This is a genomic window from Winogradskyella sp. HB-48 (genome assembly GCF_049942685.1).
Classification (GTDB): Bacteria; Bacteroidota; Bacteroidia; order Flavobacteriales; family Flavobacteriaceae; genus Winogradskyella.
The window spans coordinates 1,635,275-1,653,738 of the sequence record NZ_CP187934.1 but is presented as its reverse complement, the minus strand read 5'-3'; the positions used below and the strand labels follow the sequence as shown (position 1 = coordinate 1,653,738).

The window sequence follows — 18,464 nt, the reverse complement described above, 5'->3', positions numbered from 1 at the left end:
CTACTCTTTATTTACCTAATTGAGTAGAGGTTTAAATTATTTTAAAATCCTTAATTAGATGATTAACATAGCATCACCATATGAATAGAATCTATATTTTTCCTTAACAGCTTCTTCATAAGCACGTTTTACAAAATCATGACCTGCAAATGCTGAAATCATCATTAACAATGTGGATTTAGGCGTATGAAAATTGGTAATCATACAATTAGCTACACTAAAATCATATGGCGGAAAGATAAACTTATTTGTCCATCCTTCATATGGATTTAACCTACCGTTAGAAGACACAGAGCTTTCTATAGTACGCATAGATGTTGTACCTACAGCACATACACGTTTTTTATTCTCTATACCTCTATTTACAATATCGGCTGCGCTTTGGCTAATCATTATTTCCTCGCTATCCATTTTGTGCTTAGAGAGGTCTTCCACCTCAACAGGGTTGAATGTCCCAAGACCAACATGAAGCGTAACTTCTGCCATCTCAACACCTTTTATCTCTAAACGCTTTAACAAATGCTTAGAAAAATGCAAACCAGCCGTTGGTGCCGCTACTGCTCCTTCGTTTTTTGCATATATGGTTTGGTAACGCTCTTCATCTTCTGGTTCTATACTTCTTTTAATATACTTTGGAAGCGGAGTTTCACCTAATTCTGTTAACTTTCTTCTAAAATCATTGTAAGAGCCATCGTATAGGAAACGTAATGTACGCCCTCTAGATGTAGTATTATCTATGACCTCAGCCACTAAAGTTTCATCATCACCAAAGTAAAGTTTATTACCAATTCTAATTTTACGTGCAGGATCAACTAAAACATCCCAAAGGCGTTGCTCTTGGTTTAATTCCCTTAGTAAGAAAACTTCAATACGTGCACCTGTTTTTTCCTTGTTACCATACAATCTAGCAGGAAAAACCTTGGTGTTATTCATTATCATCACATCACCTTCATCAAAATAATCAATAACATCTTTAAAAAGTTTGTGCTCGATAGTTTGATTAGCTCTGTTTAAAACCATTAACCTAGACTCGTCTCTGTGTTCTGCAGGGTGCTCGGCTAATAATTCTTCTGGAAGGTTAAAATTAAAGTTTGATAATTTCATTTGAAAATGTTTATTGATTTCTAAAGTCAAATGGAATCTTTGTTGTTTTAATAATGATTTGCATTATGTTAAATCATTATTTATACAAGTCGATTTCATTTGTGAATGTTTATTTTTTTGAGGTTGCAAATATACAATCTCAAAACAGGCCTTGTCAAGTAATTAGTGGTTTATTTTATTTTGAACCCAATAGTACTCAAGTCTTCCCAAAATTTTGGATAAGATTTACTTACCACTTCAGCATCATTGATTTTAAGGTTAGTCTTTAATCCCAAAGGAGCGAATGCCATGGCCATTCTGTGATCATTATAGGTATCAATAGACACATCACTTTTAATAAAATCTGATTTACTTAAATGCAAAGACTCATTTGTGATTTTTACTTCTGCACCCAACTTTTCTAATTCAGTTTTTAGTGCTACCAATCTATCAGTCTCCTTAATCTTTAATGTATGTAAACCCGTTAAATAGCATTCTAATCCCAATCCGAATGCTGTTACAGCAATAGTTTGAGCTATATCTGGCGCATTGCTTAAATCTAAATTAATTGATGATTGACGATTGACGATTGACGATTTTTGTAGTGTTATAGTATTGTTTTCAAATGTCGAAGTAACACCAAATTGTCTGTAAATTTCAGTTAATACAGCATCTCCTTGAAGTGAATCTTTTTTATAAGAAGACAATATTATTTTTGTTCCTATTTCACTTAAAGCAACTATACTATAGAAATATGAAGCAGAAGACCAGTCTGACTCAACCGTTAATGTTTGTGGTTTTATTTCTGATTTTTTTGGTTTTACTTTAATGATGTTATTCGTAAACTTAGTCTCAATTCCTATTTCGTTTAACAATTGTAGTGTCATTTTTATATAGGGAACAGAGGTTACTTTGCCATCTAAGGTAAGCTCTAATCCGTTTTCTAATTTTGATGCAATAAGCAATAAAGCCGAAATATATTGACTACTAACATTTGCCGTTAGAGCAACCTTAGAATTTGTTAATTTTTTTCCCTTAATCTTAAGTGGTGGAAAACCATCATTTTCTAAATATTGAATATCTGCACCTAATTCTTTAAGAGCCTCAACAAGAATTCCTATTGGACGTTCTTTCATTCTAGAAGAGCCTGTTAAAGTGACTTCTCTATCTTTTTGAACGGAAAAATAAGCTGTTAAAAAACGCATGGCAGTACCTGCATGATGGATATCAATTATTTCATCATCTGAAGACAATGCTTTTTGCATTAATACTGAATCGTCTGAGTTAGACAAGTTATCAATATTTATTTGAGGATATAAGGCTTTTAATAAGAGGAGACGGTTAGATTCACTCTTAGAACCCGTAATTATAACTGACGATTTGCTATTAAGTATTGATGATTTTTGAAGTTTGATATTCATGTAATTTTCTTTCTTAAGCAGAAACAAAACTACTTCAATTTTTCATTATTATGGTGCCTATCATGGTCGCGTTTTGTCTTTTTGTTCATTTTTTTATCAAAAGAAGCCTGTAGATCTATACCTGTTTGGTTGGCTAAACATAACACCACAAAAACCACGTCGGCTAATTCTTCGCCTAGGTCCTTATCTTTATCACTTTCTTTTTCACTTTGCTCTCCGTAACGTCTGGCAATAATACGCGCTACCTCACCAACTTCTTCAGTAAGTTGTGCCATATTGGTCAGCTCATTAAAGTATCTTACACCATGTTCTTTAATCCAATTATCTACTTCCTGTTGGGCATTTTTGATATTCATAGCTAGGCTTTTGTTAAGACGATTTGTTCTAATTGTTTTTCAACTGATTTTGAAAAAAAATCCTTAAAAGTTTTATAATCTTCGGGCTGAATAAGTGTGCTTTTTATTTCTAATTCCAGTCTCAATTGAAGGTATTTCCCATTTTCTTTTAAAAGATAGAGGAATTTAGCTGCACCATAATTAAATTCTAATGCTTCACTCTTTGGTAATGATTCAACACTGTAACCATTTGGCAACATGATATTAACTAAATAAGTATCCTTAAAAGGATAAATAAAATCTATAGGATATTGTCTTTCTTCGAGCTTAAAAGGGTTTTCTTCTTCAGTTAAAAACAATAGAGGTGAAAAATAAATTTTGTCTCCTATTTGATCTAAGCCATCTGGCAATTCATATTCGTAGCTGACTTTTATTGGATTACGAATATCTTCAATATTTTCGATATTTAGATTATTGACCTCGAGCCCACCTTTACCTGATTCAATGTTTTTAATTTTATCCTCATTACTCATTAATGCATATTTTTTTCTATAATTTAATGCTAAATAAGAAGTGTGCTTTTCATTTAAGTTTCCTGAAACTGATAAGTCATCATTTATTTTTATATTTAACATTGATGATTGTTCAGAGATACTCGTTGGTCTAATATCTACCCAAGATGAAGTTCCATCATCATTTACTAATCTGCCCTGCCAATTAAGAGTTCTTTGAGGTAAGACATTATTGCTACTGTATTGCTCAGTAGCATCTATGTAAAAAGATTTTTCGCCTATTTGCACTGAGCATATTACATAATTAAAGCCATTTAAACTAGGGAAAAGGGGTATACCATTGTCTCTTGTACTTATGAGAACTGGCACCGCATTTAAACCAAGTGACTTTAGCATTGATATTACCAAAAGATTAATATCTGCAACGTTACCCTCTCCATCCTTGAAGGCAGATCTTACACCTTTTTGAGCATATTTACCAAAATTTCCATTCCATTTTACTTTGGATTTAACGAAATCTTCTACTAAAAATACTTTCTCCAAATCATTTTCTTTATCAGACAATAGACTTACAAGACCGTTTAACTCTTCTTTGTAAAAATTAAATTCCTTTAGTTGTCTCCCAAAGCTTTCGTTATCATATATAGTTTTAGAGACTTTTTCCCAATTGGTTGTAAATTCTTTTGTAATTATTTTATTAGCATTTAAAATAGCTGTCAACTCTAAACTCATTTTACTCCTGTAATTACTCATATTACCAGAAAAAGCTTCAGACTTTAAGCCCGGAATATTATTTTCACTTATTGAAATAATATTTGTCTTATAGTCAAATGGTATCGTATTATTTTTAGAAGAAACATTAACTTTTGGTTGATATTTTGCCCTTAGATTCATCCTCTTATTATAAATATAATATTCAGGTGTTACTATTTTTACATCTAACTTTTTAATCGGTATATCATGTTGAAAAACAACATCGTCTATACGTATAAATGGAGATATAATCTTATACCTATACTCAATTACACTCCCTTCGTTAATATTAGGCATAGTAAAAGAGTTTATTTTTGTGAATTCGTTATAATCTTCTTCGAATTCGCCCTCTTTACCCAATTTATCCTTTTCAATTTTTCCGTCTACTAAATTATAAGTATATGCTTTGATTCCAGATACTTTTTCAACATTACCTCCATCTCCTTTATACAAATAGATTTTTTTTGTTGCCCAATCAAAACCTTCCTTATTGTATATTTTTACACGCTCATGTATTTCACGCTCTTGAACAAAACCTTCAGCCTTTGTAAAGAAAAAGTTAACCTCTTCTTTTTTATATAAGATTGCAGCAGCAACTGAAGAGTCTATAGTATAAAATTTTTCTTGAAGCTCAGCTCTTGAAATGTCTCCAAAATCATAATCTTGTGTATAGATTGAAGAGCATATTAAAAGAGCTAAAAAAGTAAAAATTGATATTTTCATTTTGTAATAATTTATTAAACACATTAAGTTTATGTAGAATTAAGATTTAAGTAAAACTATTTTTGCCTTATCGTTTTTAACTATTTCCTTTCTGAAGTCCCTAAAGGCATTATAATCTTCTTTACTATAACTTCCCTTATTTAAAATATAGGTTCTCGAATATTTTATTTTGTTTTCTTCTAATTCTTCAATATTAAATCGATATGTACCGAATTTTGTTTCCATATTTAAGCCTTCAGACATAGCTTCTACTTTTATGCCTTCGGGCAACTGAATAATGAACTCATCTGTATCTTTAAATGAGCGATCTATTTCGAAATTCAATTTTCTATCAGAATATCTTGGTGGAATATATGTGACTTTATTAAAAAAGTTAGGTTGAAAAATAAGTCTTTCACCTGTTTTAGTGGCATAATTTGTAGCTGAAAGTTTTATACTTTCTTTAAAAATAATTTTTTCTTTATCATTTTCAATGTTTATTTCATTTATATCTAAGTTATTGATATTACCCCAATATTCTTTATAATAAAGATCTTGGTCGCGTTGGTTTTTATTTTCTAGACCTTGATGCAAGCTGTATTGAAATCCTGTAGAATTGATATTTACTTCTGCACTAAAATTACCATCAGAATCAAGATTTATGAATGCGGTGGTTTTCTGCACACTATCATCGGCATAGTATATTTTAGTGTGAACAATCTCACCTCCATCTGGTTTCACTAGCAAAACGTCTCTATCATCTGTAAAACCTGCGGTAAATCCAAAAGGGTTGGTTTGACTTGTGCACTCTAAAAAAATATTCTCATCCTCATTAGGCACGCATAAAATAACATGATTGCCCTCTATATTTGAAAACTCTTTATCTAAATTTCTAATACTCTTACCTCCATAAACTACAGTATAGTATGAAGATACGTCTACAGCATCTAAAAGTGCCTTGGTGTAATTTGTTAAACCTTTGCAATCAGCATACCCAAGCTTATCCACATTACTTGCCAACATGGGTTTCCAACCTCCAATACCAACCTGTATACTAATATATCTTGTTTTGTTTTGCATATATTGATATACCAACTTTGCACGTTCAATCTTATCCTCTATGCCTGCCGTAAGAGTTCTAACTTCATTTATTGTAGATTCTGGTATATCATCTGTTCCTACCAACAACCTATCATACATCCATTTTCCGAAATCTATCCAATTATTATTAACCCCATCTACTCCCATCATATCAAACTTTTTTAGTGCCACTTTGTATTTAGGCAAAAGGCTTTGAAGTTCTGGGGTGTAAACTTCATAATTTAAAGCTTTAATATTTTTTGCAACAAAATGGTGTTCTGAAATTTCTTCGATATTAAAATCTTCAAAATTTTCTTTTTTAACTTTCAAAGGAATGTTATTGTCATTCAGTATCTCATATTCAGAGTACTGTACGCTTAAATAATGACCATCTACAGGATACCAGTTTCTAAAAAATGCTGTGTTTTTGTAAATAACCTCTGAAGTATATTCTACAGTATATGGATAATTAAGCGGAATGTAGTCTAAATACTTTACACGATCATCCTCATATATTGAAAAATCGCTTACTGCACTTGCATCCTTAAAATCACGCTCCTTGAATCTCTTTATTTCTTTACCAAATTTATCGTAAATCTGAGCTTCTATATTTTTTATATCAGTAAACTCATCATAAAACTGTACAGCATCTCTATGTTTGTCGCCATATTTATTAAAAACTGTTACAATTCGTTTTGTAATGACGCTCAATTCATTAAAATCTATAATATTGATTGTTTTTTTATCATATCGCACTACCGCATTAGCCTTAGTTTTTAATTCTATCGGAATTGAGTTGGATTTATATAGTTCTTCGGATTGCGAAAAACCAGCAATGGTAAAAAAAAGAGATACTGCTAAAAGAAAATGTTTTATACAGGGCATTGATTAATTGAATTGAATGGGGTCACAATATAAAAAGTAAAATCAGCCTATCAAATATTTTATGTCTTAAAATCCTTACAGTAAGCTAATAATCGATAAACTAATTTTTTCAATAAGTTATGATACTATTCCCTGTTTTTTGAATCAATAATTATGGTAACAGGACCATCGTTAATTAGGTGTACTTTCATATCCGCACCAAACTCTCCAGTTTGCACATTTTTACCCAAATTATTTCGCAAGCATTCAACGAAGTTTTCATATAATGGAATTGCTACGTCTGGTTTAGCAGCTTTGATATAGCTTGGCCTATTTCCTTTTTTTGTGCTAGCATGCAATGTGAACTGACTTACGACGATGACCTCCCCATCGATATCAATCAAAGATCTGTTCATAATATTACTATCGTCGGGAAAAATGCGAAGATTTGCTATTTTATTGCACAACCAATCTATATCTTCTCGGGTATCTTCATCAACTATCCCAAGCAAAATCAATAGTCCTTTTTTAATAGATGCTACGTTGGCATTATCTATAACCACAGAAGCTTTTGACACTCTTTGGATTACAACTCTCATTCCTTATCCCAATTATCGGTTCTGTAATGTTCGTCTTCACCTTCTAAAATCTGAATGTAACTTCTATATCTAGAGTAAGAGACTTCATCTTTTTCCAAAGCATTTTTCACCGCACATTTTGGTTCATTGATGTGCAAACAATTATTGAACTTACACTCTTGTTTTAACGCAAAAAACTCAGGAAAATAATCACCTACTTCCTCCTTTTCCATATCAACAACACCAAAACCCTTAATACCAGGAGTATCTATGATTTTTGCATCAAAACTTAAATCGAACATCTCTGCAAAAGTTGTAGTATGTTGCCCTTGCATGTGTTGCTCAGATATTTCTTTGGTTTTAAGGTCTAAGGATGGTTCTATGGCATTAACCAAAGTAGATTTACCTACTCCTGAATGACCAGAAAACATACTCACCTTACCTGTCATTAAAGCTTTTACCTTATCAATATTCTGACCCGTTGCTGCAGATATCTCAATGCATTCATAACCTATTGATCTGTATACACTCTGTAAATATTTAACTTCAAGCAACTTTTCTTCATCATAAGTATCTATCTTATTAAACAATAAAATAGTCTTTATGGAATAAGCTTCAGCAGTTACCAAAAAACGGTCTATAAAACTTGTAAACGTTGGAGGATTATCTATAGTAACCAATAGAAATACTTGGTCTATATTGGCTGCAATAATATGAGTTTGCTTAGACAGGTTTACTGATTTACGAACTATGTAATTGGTTCTTTCCTCAATACGGTTTATAACTCCTGTTTCTGCATTATTTTTAGTCTCTACCTCAAACTGAACGTTATCTCCTACGGCAATTGGATTGGTACTTTTAATACCTTCAAGCCTAAACTTTCCCTTAATTCTACACTCATAAAATTTACCGTTCATTGTTTTAACGGTATACCAACTTCCGGTAGATTTATAAACTGTTCCTGTCATTTAGCAATTAAATATTAGCAAAGTAACAACTTTTCAGCTAAAAACCTTTACTTTGATACGTTCACAAAAACCAATACAATGAAAAAAAATTTATTATTAGCAGTAGCCATTATAGTAGGCTTTATTTCATTTTCTTTCATCAACAAGGAAAATGGAAAGGATGAAAAACCAACAAACCAAGTTGAGTACAAAGTGATTACTAGTGTAGAATCAATAGTCCCAAATGGACTAGGTCGTTCTAGACTTATATCTTCTAGTGTTGATAGAGATTATTCGGAATTTACTTCTGAACAAACTGAAGATGATAATACCAGAAACAAATCGAAAAGAAAGGACATTCGCGTAAAAGATTTTGAAGAAACTAAGCTTCTTAACTTTTATAATCTAGGTGGTATTCGTTTTCAAAATATCGTTGCCAATGATGCACTTGTGGCTTCTAAATTAACAGCGATGGGTGATGAAGGTTGGGAGCTTGCCTTTGTAGTTAGCTCTTCTGAAAGTGATGCTGGTACTAATGATGGACAAGGTATTTTTGTAACCAGATATATCTTTAAAAGACATGTACAGTAATTAAAACATAAAAAAGGCTCGCCATGGCGAGCCTTTTTTATGACTAATGTTTAATAATTTCTTCTTGATGATTAATGGACTCTTGGTGAATGGCCTTAAACATTCTGAGAATAAATTCTTCGCTTAAATTCTTCTCCTCTCCTTCAAGAATCATTTTGCCCAAAATTTCATTCCAACGTTTGTTTTGCAACACTGCAACATTGTGTTGTTTTTTTAATCTCCCAATATCATCAGCCACTTGCATACGCTTGCCCAAAATTTCTATAAGCTGATGGTCTATGACATCTATCTTGGTTCTCAAAGTATTGATCTTATTCTTAAATTCCGCAGCTTCACCAACCTCTTTTCTGATACGTAAATCTTCAGTATATTTTATTAAAGTTTCAGGCGTAATTTGTTGTGCCGCATCGCTCCAAGCATTATCAGGATCGTGATGGGTTTCTATCATTAAGCCATCATAATTTAGGTCTAATGCTGTTTGACTTAAATCGAAAATAATATCTCTGCGACCTGCTATGTGTGAAGGATCTAAAATTAATGGTAAATCTGGGAAACGACTTTGCAAGTCTACCGCTATTTGCCACTCAGGATTATTTCTGTAACGTGTTTTCTCGTAGGTCGAGAATCCTCTGTGAATTACTCCTAAATTCTTAATATCGTTAGTGTAAAAACGTTCAACAGCACCTAACCATAAAGATAAATCTGGATTAACAGGGTTTTTAATCAAAACAGGTTTATCTGTTCCTTTTAAAGCATCTGCAATATCTTGTACAATAAATGGACTAACTGTTGTACGCGCACCAATCCATAGAATGTCTACATCATGCTTTAAAGCCAGTTCTACATGATTAGCATTTGCGACTTCTGTAGTAATGAGCATACCTGTTTCTTCTTTAGCCTTTTGAAGCCATTTTAAACCGAGCGCTCCTACCCCTTCAAAATTACCTGGACGTGTTCTTGGTTTCCATATACCTGCTCTAAAAACAGTGGCGTCACTATCTTTTAATTGATGTGCTATTTTTAAGACTTGTTCCTCCGTTTCAGCACTACAAGGACCTGCAATAACTAAAGGGTGATCCAAATTAAATGCATCTAACCAGTTCCTTAATTCTTTCTTGTTTTCCATTTTACTATTATTCTTCTTTTTCTAAATTTTTATTTTATTCCGTTCAAAATATACTTAATATGATTTGTGGCTTCCATCTCCTTAAAAATTGCTTCAAAATCATCCTCTTGCATCAATTTCTTGAAATGCTTTAGGTTGTCAATATATTCGTCTAATGTTTCTATGACATTAGTTTTATTCTGTTTAAAGATTGGTGTCCACATCGCTGGCGAACTTTTTGCCAAACGAACGGTGCTCGCAAAACCACTTCCTGCCATATCAAAAATATCGCGTTCATTTTTCTCTTTTTCTATTACTGTTTTCCCTAACATAAACGAACTAATGTGGGACAAATGCGATACATAAGCAATATGTTTGTCGTGCGCTTTAGGATTCATATATCGAATACGCATTCCTAAATCAGTAAACAGTTTTAAGGCCTTTTCCTGAAGCTTGAAGGCTGTTTCTTCAACTTCACAAATAATATTAGTCTTGTTGTTATACAAATTATGAATTGCCGCCTCTGGACCGGAAAACTCAGTACCAGCAATAGGATGTGCTGCTAGAAAGTTTCTACGCTTCGGGTGATTTTTAACCTTAAGACAAATATCTTCTTTTGTTGAGCCGACATCAAACACAATAGCTTCATCCGAAATTAGATCTAGCACTTTTGGCACTACTTCTAAAGTTGCGTCAACAGGTATGGCAACAATGACGGTATCTGCCTGCTTTAAATTATCAAAATTTGCCTTATGGTCTATAATACCTAAAGATTTAGCTTTCTCTAAATGTGTTTCATTTTTATCTATCCCGTAGATAACACAATCTGGATTTTGCTTTTTGATATCTAAGGCAAAACTTCCACCTATTAATCCTACTCCTATGACAAAAATATGTTTCATAAACCTAAATTCTAGCTATCGCTTCTTTTATTATTTCTTCTGATGTACACAGAGAAAAACGCACATAACCTTCTCCATTACTTCCAAAAACTGTTCCTGGCGTTATAAAAATAGAATGTTCTTTCAGTACCAAATCTGTGAACTCTTCAGACTTTAAATGTGGTGGTAATTTTGCCCAAACAAACATACCTGTAGCATACTTGTCATAAGTACAGTTTAAAGCCTCTGCCAATTTCCAGATCAGCACCCGCCTTTGTTCGTAAACACTATTTAAACTTACAAACCACATGTCTGAACATTTTAAGGCTTCTATTGCTCCTTTTTGAATACCATAAAACATCCCAGAATCCATATTACTTTTTACCTTTAGCACTGCGCTTAAATGCTCGTAGCTACCAATCAACATTCCAACTCTCCAACCTGCCATATTAAAGGTTTTACTAAATGAATTCAATTCTAAACACACCTCTTTTGCGTAGTTGTAACGCATGATGCTTATTGGTTTTTTGTTTAGAACAAAGCTGTATGGATTATCGTTTACGATTAAAATATTATGACGCCTTCCAAAAGCTATTACTTCATCATAAAACTTGTTTGGTGCATTAGCACCTGTTGGCATGTGTGGATAGTTAATCCACATAATTTTGACCTTACTTAAATCCAACCGCTCTAAAGCAACAAAGTCTGGCAACCAATGATTGTCTTCTAACAAATCGTAAAAAATTGGTTTTGCTTCTAATAACTTACTGACTGCCGAATAGGTTGGGTAACCAGGATTTGGAATCAACACCTCATCACCTGGATTTAAGAAAGCCATTGAGATATGCATAATACCTTCCTTACTTCCCAAAAGAGGCAACACTTCCGTCTGACCACTTATATTAACCTGGTATCGTTTTTTATAGAAATTAGCTATCTCTTCTCTTAGTTCTGGCAGACCCTGGTAACTCTGATATTTGTTGGCTCCCTCCTCATCTAAACTATCCTTTAGGAGCATTGTAGCTTTAAAAGGAGGCTCTAAATCTGGACTACCAATACCAAGATTTATAATGGGCTTTCCTTGTGAACGTAAAAACTCAACTTCTCTTAATTTTTTAGAAAAATAGTATTCTTCAACGTGTTTTAAACGGTTGGCTACTTCAATCATGTTTTTGCATTTTTATATTCACCTAACACTTTAAAATTTTGAGCCATAATTTGCATAATGGCATAGGCCTTTTCGTAATCCTTGTAATCATCAAAAGTAACGTCCACAAAGAAGGCATACTTCCATGGTGTATCAATTTTTGGTAAGGATTGTATTTTAGTTAGGTTTAGTTTACAATCACTCATTACATTAAGTATAGTCGCTAAGCTACCACGTTTATGGTCTAATTCAAACTTTAAGGACGCCTTATTTATTCCTCTTTTTTCAGGATTATCATTTTTACGCATTACAATGACAAAGCGTGTTTCGTTATGCTTTATGGTTTGTATGCTCTCAGCCAAAATATCCAATTTATATAAACTCGCAGCATTTTTGCTTGCTATAGCTGCAATTCCTTCAATATTACCATCAGCTATTTGTTTAGCAACATCAGCCGTGTCTTTAGCTTCTACTAACTTAATGTGCGGATAATCTTTAAAGAACTCTTTACACTGCAACAATGCCATTGGATGCGAATGCACTTCGTTTATAGTTGCTAAAGTTTCACCTTTAAGGGCTAATAAATTATGCTGAATATCTAAATAGTACTCACCTACAACACTCAAATTATGCTTATCGATCAATGCGTAATTGGGAATGATTGAGCCTGCAATAGAATTCTCTAACGCCATTACCATACTGTCAGTTTGCCCCTGCAATAAATTTTCTACAGCACTATCAAAAGATAGGCACTCAATGACTTCTGTTTTTGAACAGAAGTATTTTTGAACCACTTCGTGATGAAATGACCCTCTTATTCCCTGTATGGCTATTGGTTTTCTCATAACAAAAAAAGTCTCGAATAAATCGAGACTTTTTAAACTTATATTTTACAACTAAAACATACTAAGCCTCGTTTCTTTCGTTAAAAAAGAAATAAAACCAGTTATAATATGTTCTTACTGTTTGTATCATTATTTTGTTTGGCTAATGTAATTAATATTTTTAAAAATCAAAATTGTCATTTGTTCTTTTTTGAGGTTGCTATAAAATTTTAAAGATTTTATAATAAACCATGTACGCTGTTAGATATTATTTATTTTTACTCAAATATTCTAGAGTATGTCTATTGAAGTCAAAAACATTTCAAAATTATATAAAGATCAAAAAGCACTAAACGATGTTTCGTTTAAAGTAAATGATGCTGAAATTGTAGGCTTTTTGGGCCCAAACGGTGCAGGTAAATCTACCATGATGAAAATCCTCACGACTTACATCAGAGCTTCTGAAGGTGATGCCAAGGTAAATGGATTTGATGTCGCCAAGGACAAAAAGAATGTGCAAAAAAGTGTAGGCTACTTACCTGAGCACAATCCATTATATACAGACTTGTATGTTAGAGAATATCTAAACTTTAATGCCAATGTTTATGGCATACCAAAATCTAGAATCGATGATGTCATTGAGCTGACTGGTTTATCACCAGAAGCCCACAAAAAAATAGGACAACTCTCAAAAGGATACAGGCAGCGAGTTGGCCTGGCAAATGCCCTATTACACAATCCTGATGTGTTGATTTTAGATGAACCTACAACAGGTTTAGATCCAAACCAATTGGTAGATATCAGAAATCTTATCAGGAATATCGGTAAGGAGAAAACCGTCTTTTTATCTACACATATTATGCAAGAGGTCGAGGCGATGTGTGATCGTGTTATTATCATTAATAAAGGTGAAGTTGTTGCCGATAAATATTTGAAAGATCTGAGAGAAGGACAAGAGCAAGTGATTATTGTGGAGTTTGATTATCGTGTAGAAGACACCTTTTTACTAAGATTGCCAAAAGTAAGCGCGGTAAAAAATCCTGATGGCTTTATCTATGAAATTACCTTTTCTACCAAAGAAGATATGCGTTCTCATGTTTTTGATTTTGCACATGATAACAAATTAAAAATTCTTCAGTTGAATCAAAAAAACGCGAGTTTAGAAAGTTTGTTTAGAGAACTGACGAGTTAAATTTTGGAAGTTATCTTAGAATTTCTGAGCGGTATATTTATTGAGGCACTGCCTAATATCGTAAAATATCTTGGCGCTACTTTTAAATGGCTTTTTTATTTAGGCAAGAAGCCTTTTACAACTATTTTACAAGAGGAATGGAATAGGAGGCTTGGATTATTTGTAATTGTTTTAACTATAGTAATAATCGTGAATCTAAGCTATTCAAAAAACAACTGACCAGTGTAAATACGTTCTACATCTACAATTGGTGGTTCATTTACTGAAATCAGATTTCCAGTTCCTCTTAAGATGCCTGTGAGTGACAATTGCGGATTTACAATCATGTCATTACTACCTCTGTGATTAACCTCTACATGTTGCGCTATTAAATTCTCACCTTCAAAACGTCCAGAACCCGAGAAAAACCCAACAAACAAATTTTCAACTTCACCATCAATGTAATACGATGAAATGTTGTTAGATATGATATCTAAATTTTCAGAATCTAGAGACAGCCTAAAATCACCAACGGTAAAATCTACATTCTCGTTAAAGTCTTCAGAAATCAAGATCAAATCTTGAAAAGCTAACACACCATTAGATGACACCTCATACTGTGAAGAAGTTCTTATTTCTGTAAGATTTGGCGCTTCGACATAAATTTTTGTAATGCCATAGTCCCTTACATAGTTACATGTGTTATCATCGGTAAGTACTAATCTATTACCAATGACCTCAACCCTTACATCGTTGACTAAATTTTCTCCAGTTTCAACAGTGACTTTGTATTCTGGTGCTTCAGTGATGATTAACTCTATATCCCTGTTTACCAAAATTCTTTCAAAACCAGCAATATCTACCTCCTGCTGAATGATATTACCTGAAGTTTGAAAACAATCATTAGCGTCTTCGCTATTGCAAGCAAAAACTAGAAAAACCAATAAATAAACTATTTTCTTCATATCTAAAATAGATTCCTGCCTCACTTCGACTTCGCTCAGTGACCAACTCAGGAATGACAAATTTACAATCTTACACCTACACCAAATTCAACAGCCTCGGCTTTTGCACCATGCGATTTTAAGGTGATGGCGCCAAAAAATTTCTTTCCAAAATAACGTTTTAAACCAATCCTTAAATACGTTCTTCCTTCAAAATCAAAAGGATAATACACATAATAGCCAATTTGTGATTCAATAGACATTTTATTGATAAACAACTCGTGCCCAACAAACAATCCAACTCGTTTGTAATCTTCGTCTCCGCTAACATCCAACTCTGGAAAAGAGACCGATTGATAATAGATGAGTTCTTCTAAAAAATTGGAAAAAAAGACGTCGGCACCAAATTGGATGGCACTGACATGACTTAGGCGTTTATCTGCATAAGCGGATAAAATATAAAATGGAAATTGTCCGCTACCAATAATATCACTCTGATTAATACCACTTCTAAAAGCTATATTATACTTTATCCGCTCTGTAAATTTCTCATCAGTAAGATTATCTATATATTCCGCTTCTTCTTCATCCAAGCTATAGGTCACCCCTAAATTAAAGGTCATAGAATTTACACTAGTGTTTGGTGCTTTTACGTTAGCATTTGAGTAATGCACCAAAGCCAAACCTCCTTGCAAACCAAACCGATTAAAAAGACGTTCCTTCTTATAATTTAGCATCACATAGGTAGAGCTCAATAAATGAGAGCCGAAAGCTATGTTCTTGTGATTTTGAATCTTATCGTAAGGATTGGTATTATAAGCAATCCCTTGCCCAATTCTAAACATTAAGTGGCGCTTAATAAAGTAGAAATTATAGTGTGCATAAACCCCAAAGTTTTCCCCTAGCACCTCATTTTTTAAATCCTGATAAATAAACGACGTACCATAATCAGGATAATTAAAACGTTGTTGCCAAGCTTCTTCACCAAAGGTTTTTTTATTCCAACTTAGAATTATACCTTCAGGATGTCCAGTAATGAGATGAAGAATATCATTATTGTGAAGTGCAATACTTCCCGAAAAATAATTAACGTCTACATACGAATTAGATACATTATTATTTTGGGAAAACAATAACCATCCAATGCAAATTGCAATACTTGTAAGCCAGTACTTCATGATTAATTGGTTACTGGCAAAAGTAAGAGAATTATTAATTAAAAAAACAAGGTTGCCACTAAAGATAATACCGTAATGGCTAATAGCTTTAAAGCAAAACCTAGTTCTAATTTATATTTTTTCATGGACTTGGGTTTTCAGCAAAATTGAACAATAAAAAAAACACCTAGATTAGTTTTAGGGCAATAAAACGTTAAGAAACTATTATACAAATCTACCTATATAAAACTTCTGTAAATGGGTTGATAATTTTATAATATCAGACAAGACGCCTCTTGCTGTGACTGTTTTGCCAGCACCAGACCCTTGTATGACCAAAGGCTGCACTTTGTAAGCATCAGTATAAATTTCAAACAAATTATCCGTTCCTTTTAACTGGCCTAGAGGAGACGCTTTTGGCTCTGCAACTAACTTAACCTCGAGCGAACCATCAACCACATTCAATAAGCCTACATAACGCAATACAGTTTCGTTTTTAAGTCTAGATTTAAGAGCTCCAAAAACACCATTTAGCTGCTGCACTTGTAGGTTAAATTGCTGCTGTGTTATGTTTCCGTTACGCTGTTTTGGTACTAAAGATTCAATTTTCACATCGCTCAACTCCGCTTCAATACCAAGTTCTCTAGCTAATATCAATAGTTTTCGTGCCACATCTTTTCCGGATAAATCGTCTCTAGGATCTGGTTCTGTTAGCCCTTGATTAACTGCATTATTCAACACCTGATGAAATGGCAATTCTTCTTCTGAAAACTGATTGAATATATAACTCAATGACCCCGAAAACACTCCTTTTACTTTTGTTATTTGATCACCAGATTGGCGTAAGCCCTTAATAGTCTCTATAATTGGTAATCCAGCCCCAACATTGGTTTCATAAAGAAACTCTTTGTTGTTTGCCTTTAAAACGTTCCGCAATCGTTTGTAAAAGTTATAGTCTAAGGTATTTGCCACCTTGTTGGCAGCAACGATGTGAAATCCGCTTTCAATCAACGTTTCATAATGGGCTATAAAATGGTCACTTGCAGTTACATCAACAGCAATGGCATGTTCTATGTTTAAAGCTTCAAAATGATAGATGACATCTTCAATAGTATAAGGCTCTGAAAATTTTTCGAAATCTAATTTCCAGTTCATTTCGTTATCATCCGCAAAAAAAGCCAACGTAGAATTCGCAATCACAGGAATTTTAATCGCGATGTGTTGAGATTTTAAAAGTTCGGATTTAATCTTTTGTATTTGATGGATTAATGTAGAGCCTACATTACCAATTCCGAATATAGCTAGATGTATGGTCGTCATAATGTTCTTGTTTTAATCTGAAAACTGGCCTTAATAATTTGGTAAGTTGCTGATGTTCTATTAAAAAAGCATCATGTCCATCCTGAGATTTTAGTTCACCAATGGTGACGTCTTCCTTTACCGATTTCAACTCTACAAAAGTGTTCCAGTTTTCATCGGATTTAAATAACAAATCAGAGTTAATGGTGATGATATGGATATGGGATGTGATTTGTCTTGCCACCTCTACAAAAGTCCCTCCGCCTTTTGTAATATCAATAGTTTTTAAAATTTGGTTCATCATTTTATAGGCAGATAACTGAAATCTGTTTTCAAGTTTTTCTCCATGATAGGCCAACCATGTTTCTATTTTAAAAGCATCCTTTCTTTGCTTTTCTCGTTTGAATTTGGCAGCAAACGACTCTGGTGTTCTGTAAAAGGTCATTGCATGCAATCTTGCATCAAAAAGTGGCTGAGACGAATGGCTTAGTATTTCATCTTGAATGTAACAATTGCCAATTACCCAATCTGTAGATTTCCAATCTGCAGCAATTGGCACGACATATTCAGCTAGGTTTGGTCTAAGTGCGGCTAACTCCCAAGTAACACCTCCACCAACCGAAGCACCTATAATTGCATACAAGCTATGTATACGTAACCTATTTAAACCCTCTGAAAAAATGCGAGCGATATCTCTAGCAGTAAAATCCTTATAATCATCTACAAATAATTCTTCAATTCCACCATAACCATTCCCTGGGCAATTAAAGGCCAATACAGCATAAACATCTGTATCTATAACCTTGCCTTTACCCACAATTTCATTCCACCAACCTTGTTTTCCAGCAACACAAGAATTACCAGTTAAGGCGTGGTTAATCAAAACAACAGGGCTTTCATCTATAGGTTGTCCAAAATTTTGATAGGACAATCTTAGGTTCAACCTCTTCCCATTGCACAATTCAAAATAATCGAGTTCTATATATTTAAGAGCGTTCATTACATATGAATTTTAACTTAGTTACAATACTTCAAATTAGACTGAGCAAAAAATTCGCTCAGTCCAATTT

17 protein-coding genes are annotated in these 18,464 nt (G+C 33.3%); 2 read left to right on the top strand and 15 right to left on the bottom strand.

Annotated features, from left to right (window positions below):
• Positions 1–54 precede the first annotated feature (54 nt).
• From queA to rsgA, 7 genes are all read right to left on the bottom strand, one after another.
• A complete protein-coding gene (queA, locus tag ACPX19_RS07340) occupies positions 55–1,104 on the bottom strand; it encodes a tRNA preQ1(34) S-adenosylmethionine ribosyltransferase-isomerase QueA (protein WP_426429362.1) in 1,050 nt (349 codons plus the stop codon).
• Positions 1,105–1,274: 170 nt separating this feature from the next.
• The gene (locus ACPX19_RS07335; protein WP_426429361.1) at positions 1,275–2,504 is read right to left on the bottom strand and encodes a 3-phosphoshikimate 1-carboxyvinyltransferase; all 1,230 of its coding nucleotides are present in this window, start codon (positions 2,502–2,504) and stop codon (positions 1,275–1,277) included.
• A gap of 29 nt (positions 2,505–2,533) precedes the next feature.
• Positions 2,534–2,860, bottom strand: coding sequence for a nucleotide pyrophosphohydrolase (locus ACPX19_RS07330; RefSeq protein WP_426429360.1), 327 nt, complete (start codon positions 2,858–2,860; stop codon positions 2,534–2,536).
• Positions 2,861–2,862: 2 nt separating this feature from the next.
• Positions 2,863–4,827, bottom strand: coding sequence for a DUF3857 domain-containing protein (locus ACPX19_RS07325; protein ID WP_426429359.1), 1,965 nt, complete (start codon positions 4,825–4,827; stop codon positions 2,863–2,865).
• Between the two features lie 39 nt (positions 4,828–4,866).
• Entirely contained in the window at positions 4,867–6,771 is a 1,905-nt protein-coding gene (locus tag ACPX19_RS07320) for a DUF3857 domain-containing protein (RefSeq protein WP_426429358.1), read from the bottom strand.
• A 125-nt stretch (positions 6,772–6,896) separates the two neighbouring features.
• Positions 6,897–7,349, bottom strand: a complete 453-nt coding sequence (gene dtd, locus ACPX19_RS07315) for a D-aminoacyl-tRNA deacylase (protein WP_426429357.1) — start codon at positions 7,347–7,349, stop codon at positions 6,897–6,899.
• Entirely contained in the window at positions 7,346–8,296 is a 951-nt protein-coding gene (gene rsgA, locus ACPX19_RS07310) for a ribosome small subunit-dependent GTPase A (protein ID WP_426429356.1), read from the bottom strand. Before rsgA ends, dtd begins: the two co-directional genes overlap by 4 nt.
• 78 nt (positions 8,297–8,374) lie before the next feature.
• Here rsgA and ACPX19_RS07305 point away from each other — a divergent pair, with 78 nt between their 5' ends.
• The gene (locus ACPX19_RS07305; RefSeq protein WP_426429355.1) at positions 8,375–8,866 is read left to right on the top strand and encodes a hypothetical protein; all 492 of its coding nucleotides are present in this window, start codon (positions 8,375–8,377) and stop codon (positions 8,864–8,866) included.
• A 43-nt stretch (positions 8,867–8,909) separates the two neighbouring features.
• On the opposite strand, the gene ACPX19_RS07300 is transcribed toward ACPX19_RS07305, so the two are convergent.
• The 4 genes from ACPX19_RS07300 to ACPX19_RS07285 are packed head-to-tail and all read right to left on the bottom strand — an operon-like array spanning position 8,910 to position 12,844.
• Positions 8,910–9,992, bottom strand: coding sequence for a chorismate mutase (locus tag ACPX19_RS07300; RefSeq protein WP_426429354.1), 1,083 nt, complete (start codon positions 9,990–9,992; stop codon positions 8,910–8,912).
• A gap of 29 nt (positions 9,993–10,021) precedes the next feature.
• Positions 10,022–10,873, bottom strand: coding sequence for a prephenate dehydrogenase (locus ACPX19_RS07295; protein WP_426429353.1), 852 nt, complete (start codon positions 10,871–10,873; stop codon positions 10,022–10,024).
• Positions 10,874–10,877: 4 nt separating this feature from the next.
• Positions 10,878–12,020 (bottom strand): pyridoxal phosphate-dependent aminotransferase, encoded by a 1,143-nt coding sequence (locus tag ACPX19_RS07290; protein ID WP_426429352.1) that lies wholly within the window; start codon positions 12,018–12,020, stop codon positions 10,878–10,880.
• Complete coding sequence (locus tag ACPX19_RS07285) at positions 12,017–12,844, bottom strand: prephenate dehydratase (RefSeq protein ID WP_426429351.1); 828 nt, start codon at positions 12,842–12,844, stop codon at positions 12,017–12,019. Before ACPX19_RS07285 ends, ACPX19_RS07290 begins: the two co-directional genes overlap by 4 nt.
• 277 nt (positions 12,845–13,121) lie before the next feature.
• Between ACPX19_RS07285 and gldA the strand changes: the two genes are divergently transcribed.
• A complete protein-coding gene (gene gldA / locus ACPX19_RS07280; RefSeq protein ID WP_426429350.1) occupies positions 13,122–14,015 on the top strand; it encodes a gliding motility-associated ABC transporter ATP-binding subunit GldA in 894 nt (297 codons plus the stop codon).
• A gap of 200 nt (positions 14,016–14,215) precedes the next feature.
• On the opposite strand, the gene ACPX19_RS07275 is transcribed toward gldA, so the two are convergent.
• From ACPX19_RS07275 to ACPX19_RS07260, 4 genes are all read right to left on the bottom strand, one after another.
• Positions 14,216–14,959 carry a head GIN domain-containing protein gene (locus tag ACPX19_RS07275; RefSeq protein ID WP_426429349.1) on the bottom strand — a complete coding sequence of 248 codons (744 nt, stop codon included), beginning with the start codon at positions 14,957–14,959 and terminating at the stop codon, positions 14,216–14,218.
• Positions 14,960–15,021: 62 nt separating this feature from the next.
• Positions 15,022–16,116 carry an acyloxyacyl hydrolase gene (locus tag ACPX19_RS07270; RefSeq protein WP_426429348.1) on the bottom strand — a complete coding sequence of 365 codons (1,095 nt, stop codon included), beginning with the start codon at positions 16,114–16,116 and terminating at the stop codon, positions 15,022–15,024.
• A 204-nt stretch (positions 16,117–16,320) separates the two neighbouring features.
• Positions 16,321–17,415 carry an aspartate kinase gene (locus tag ACPX19_RS07265; protein WP_426429347.1) on the bottom strand — a complete coding sequence of 365 codons (1,095 nt, stop codon included), beginning with the start codon at positions 17,413–17,415 and terminating at the stop codon, positions 16,321–16,323.
• A complete protein-coding gene (locus tag ACPX19_RS07260) occupies positions 17,378–18,394 on the bottom strand; it encodes an alpha/beta fold hydrolase (protein WP_426429346.1) in 1,017 nt (338 codons plus the stop codon). The genes ACPX19_RS07265 and ACPX19_RS07260 overlap by 38 nt, the downstream gene beginning before the upstream one ends.
• Positions 18,395–18,464 lie beyond the last annotated feature (70 nt).

Coding starts and splice junctions, on each gene's coding strand:
- ACPX19_RS07295 (WP_426429353.1), bottom strand. CDS start 10,873: ATGAAACATATTTTTGTCATAGGAGTAGGATTAATAGGTGGAAGTTTT.
- rsgA (WP_426429356.1), bottom strand. CDS start 8,296: ATGACAGGAACAGTTTATAAATCTACCGGAAGTTGGTATACCGTTAAA.
- ACPX19_RS07300 (WP_426429354.1), bottom strand. CDS start 9,992: ATGGAAAACAAGAAAGAATTAAGGAACTGGTTAGATGCATTTAATTTG.
- ACPX19_RS07275 (WP_426429349.1), bottom strand. CDS start 14,959: ATGAAGAAAATAGTTTATTTATTGGTTTTTCTAGTTTTTGCTTGCAAT.
- ACPX19_RS07260 (WP_426429346.1), bottom strand. CDS start 18,394: ATGAACGCTCTTAAATATATAGAACTCGATTATTTTGAATTGTGCAAT.
- gldA (WP_426429350.1), top strand. CDS start 13,122: ATGTCTATTGAAGTCAAAAACATTTCAAAATTATATAAAGATCAAAAA.
- ACPX19_RS07270 (WP_426429348.1), bottom strand. CDS start 16,116: ATGAAGTACTGGCTTACAAGTATTGCAATTTGCATTGGATGGTTATTG.
- ACPX19_RS07265 (WP_426429347.1), bottom strand. CDS start 17,415: ATGACGACCATACATCTAGCTATATTCGGAATTGGTAATGTAGGCTCT.
- ACPX19_RS07290 (WP_426429352.1), bottom strand. CDS start 12,020: ATGATTGAAGTAGCCAACCGTTTAAAACACGTTGAAGAATACTATTTT.
- ACPX19_RS07335 (WP_426429361.1), bottom strand. CDS start 2,504: ATGAATATCAAACTTCAAAAATCATCAATACTTAATAGCAAATCGTCA.
- dtd (WP_426429357.1), bottom strand. CDS start 7,349: ATGAGAGTTGTAATCCAAAGAGTGTCAAAAGCTTCTGTGGTTATAGAT.
- queA (WP_426429362.1), bottom strand. CDS start 1,104: ATGAAATTATCAAACTTTAATTTTAACCTTCCAGAAGAATTATTAGCC.
- ACPX19_RS07325 (WP_426429359.1), bottom strand. CDS start 4,827: ATGAAAATATCAATTTTTACTTTTTTAGCTCTTTTAATATGCTCTTCA.
- ACPX19_RS07330 (WP_426429360.1), bottom strand. CDS start 2,860: ATGAATATCAAAAATGCCCAACAGGAAGTAGATAATTGGATTAAAGAA.
- ACPX19_RS07320 (WP_426429358.1), bottom strand. CDS start 6,771: ATGCCCTGTATAAAACATTTTCTTTTAGCAGTATCTCTTTTTTTTACC.
- ACPX19_RS07285 (WP_426429351.1), bottom strand. CDS start 12,844: ATGAGAAAACCAATAGCCATACAGGGAATAAGAGGGTCATTTCATCAC.
- ACPX19_RS07305 (WP_426429355.1), top strand. CDS start 8,375: ATGAAAAAAAATTTATTATTAGCAGTAGCCATTATAGTAGGCTTTATT.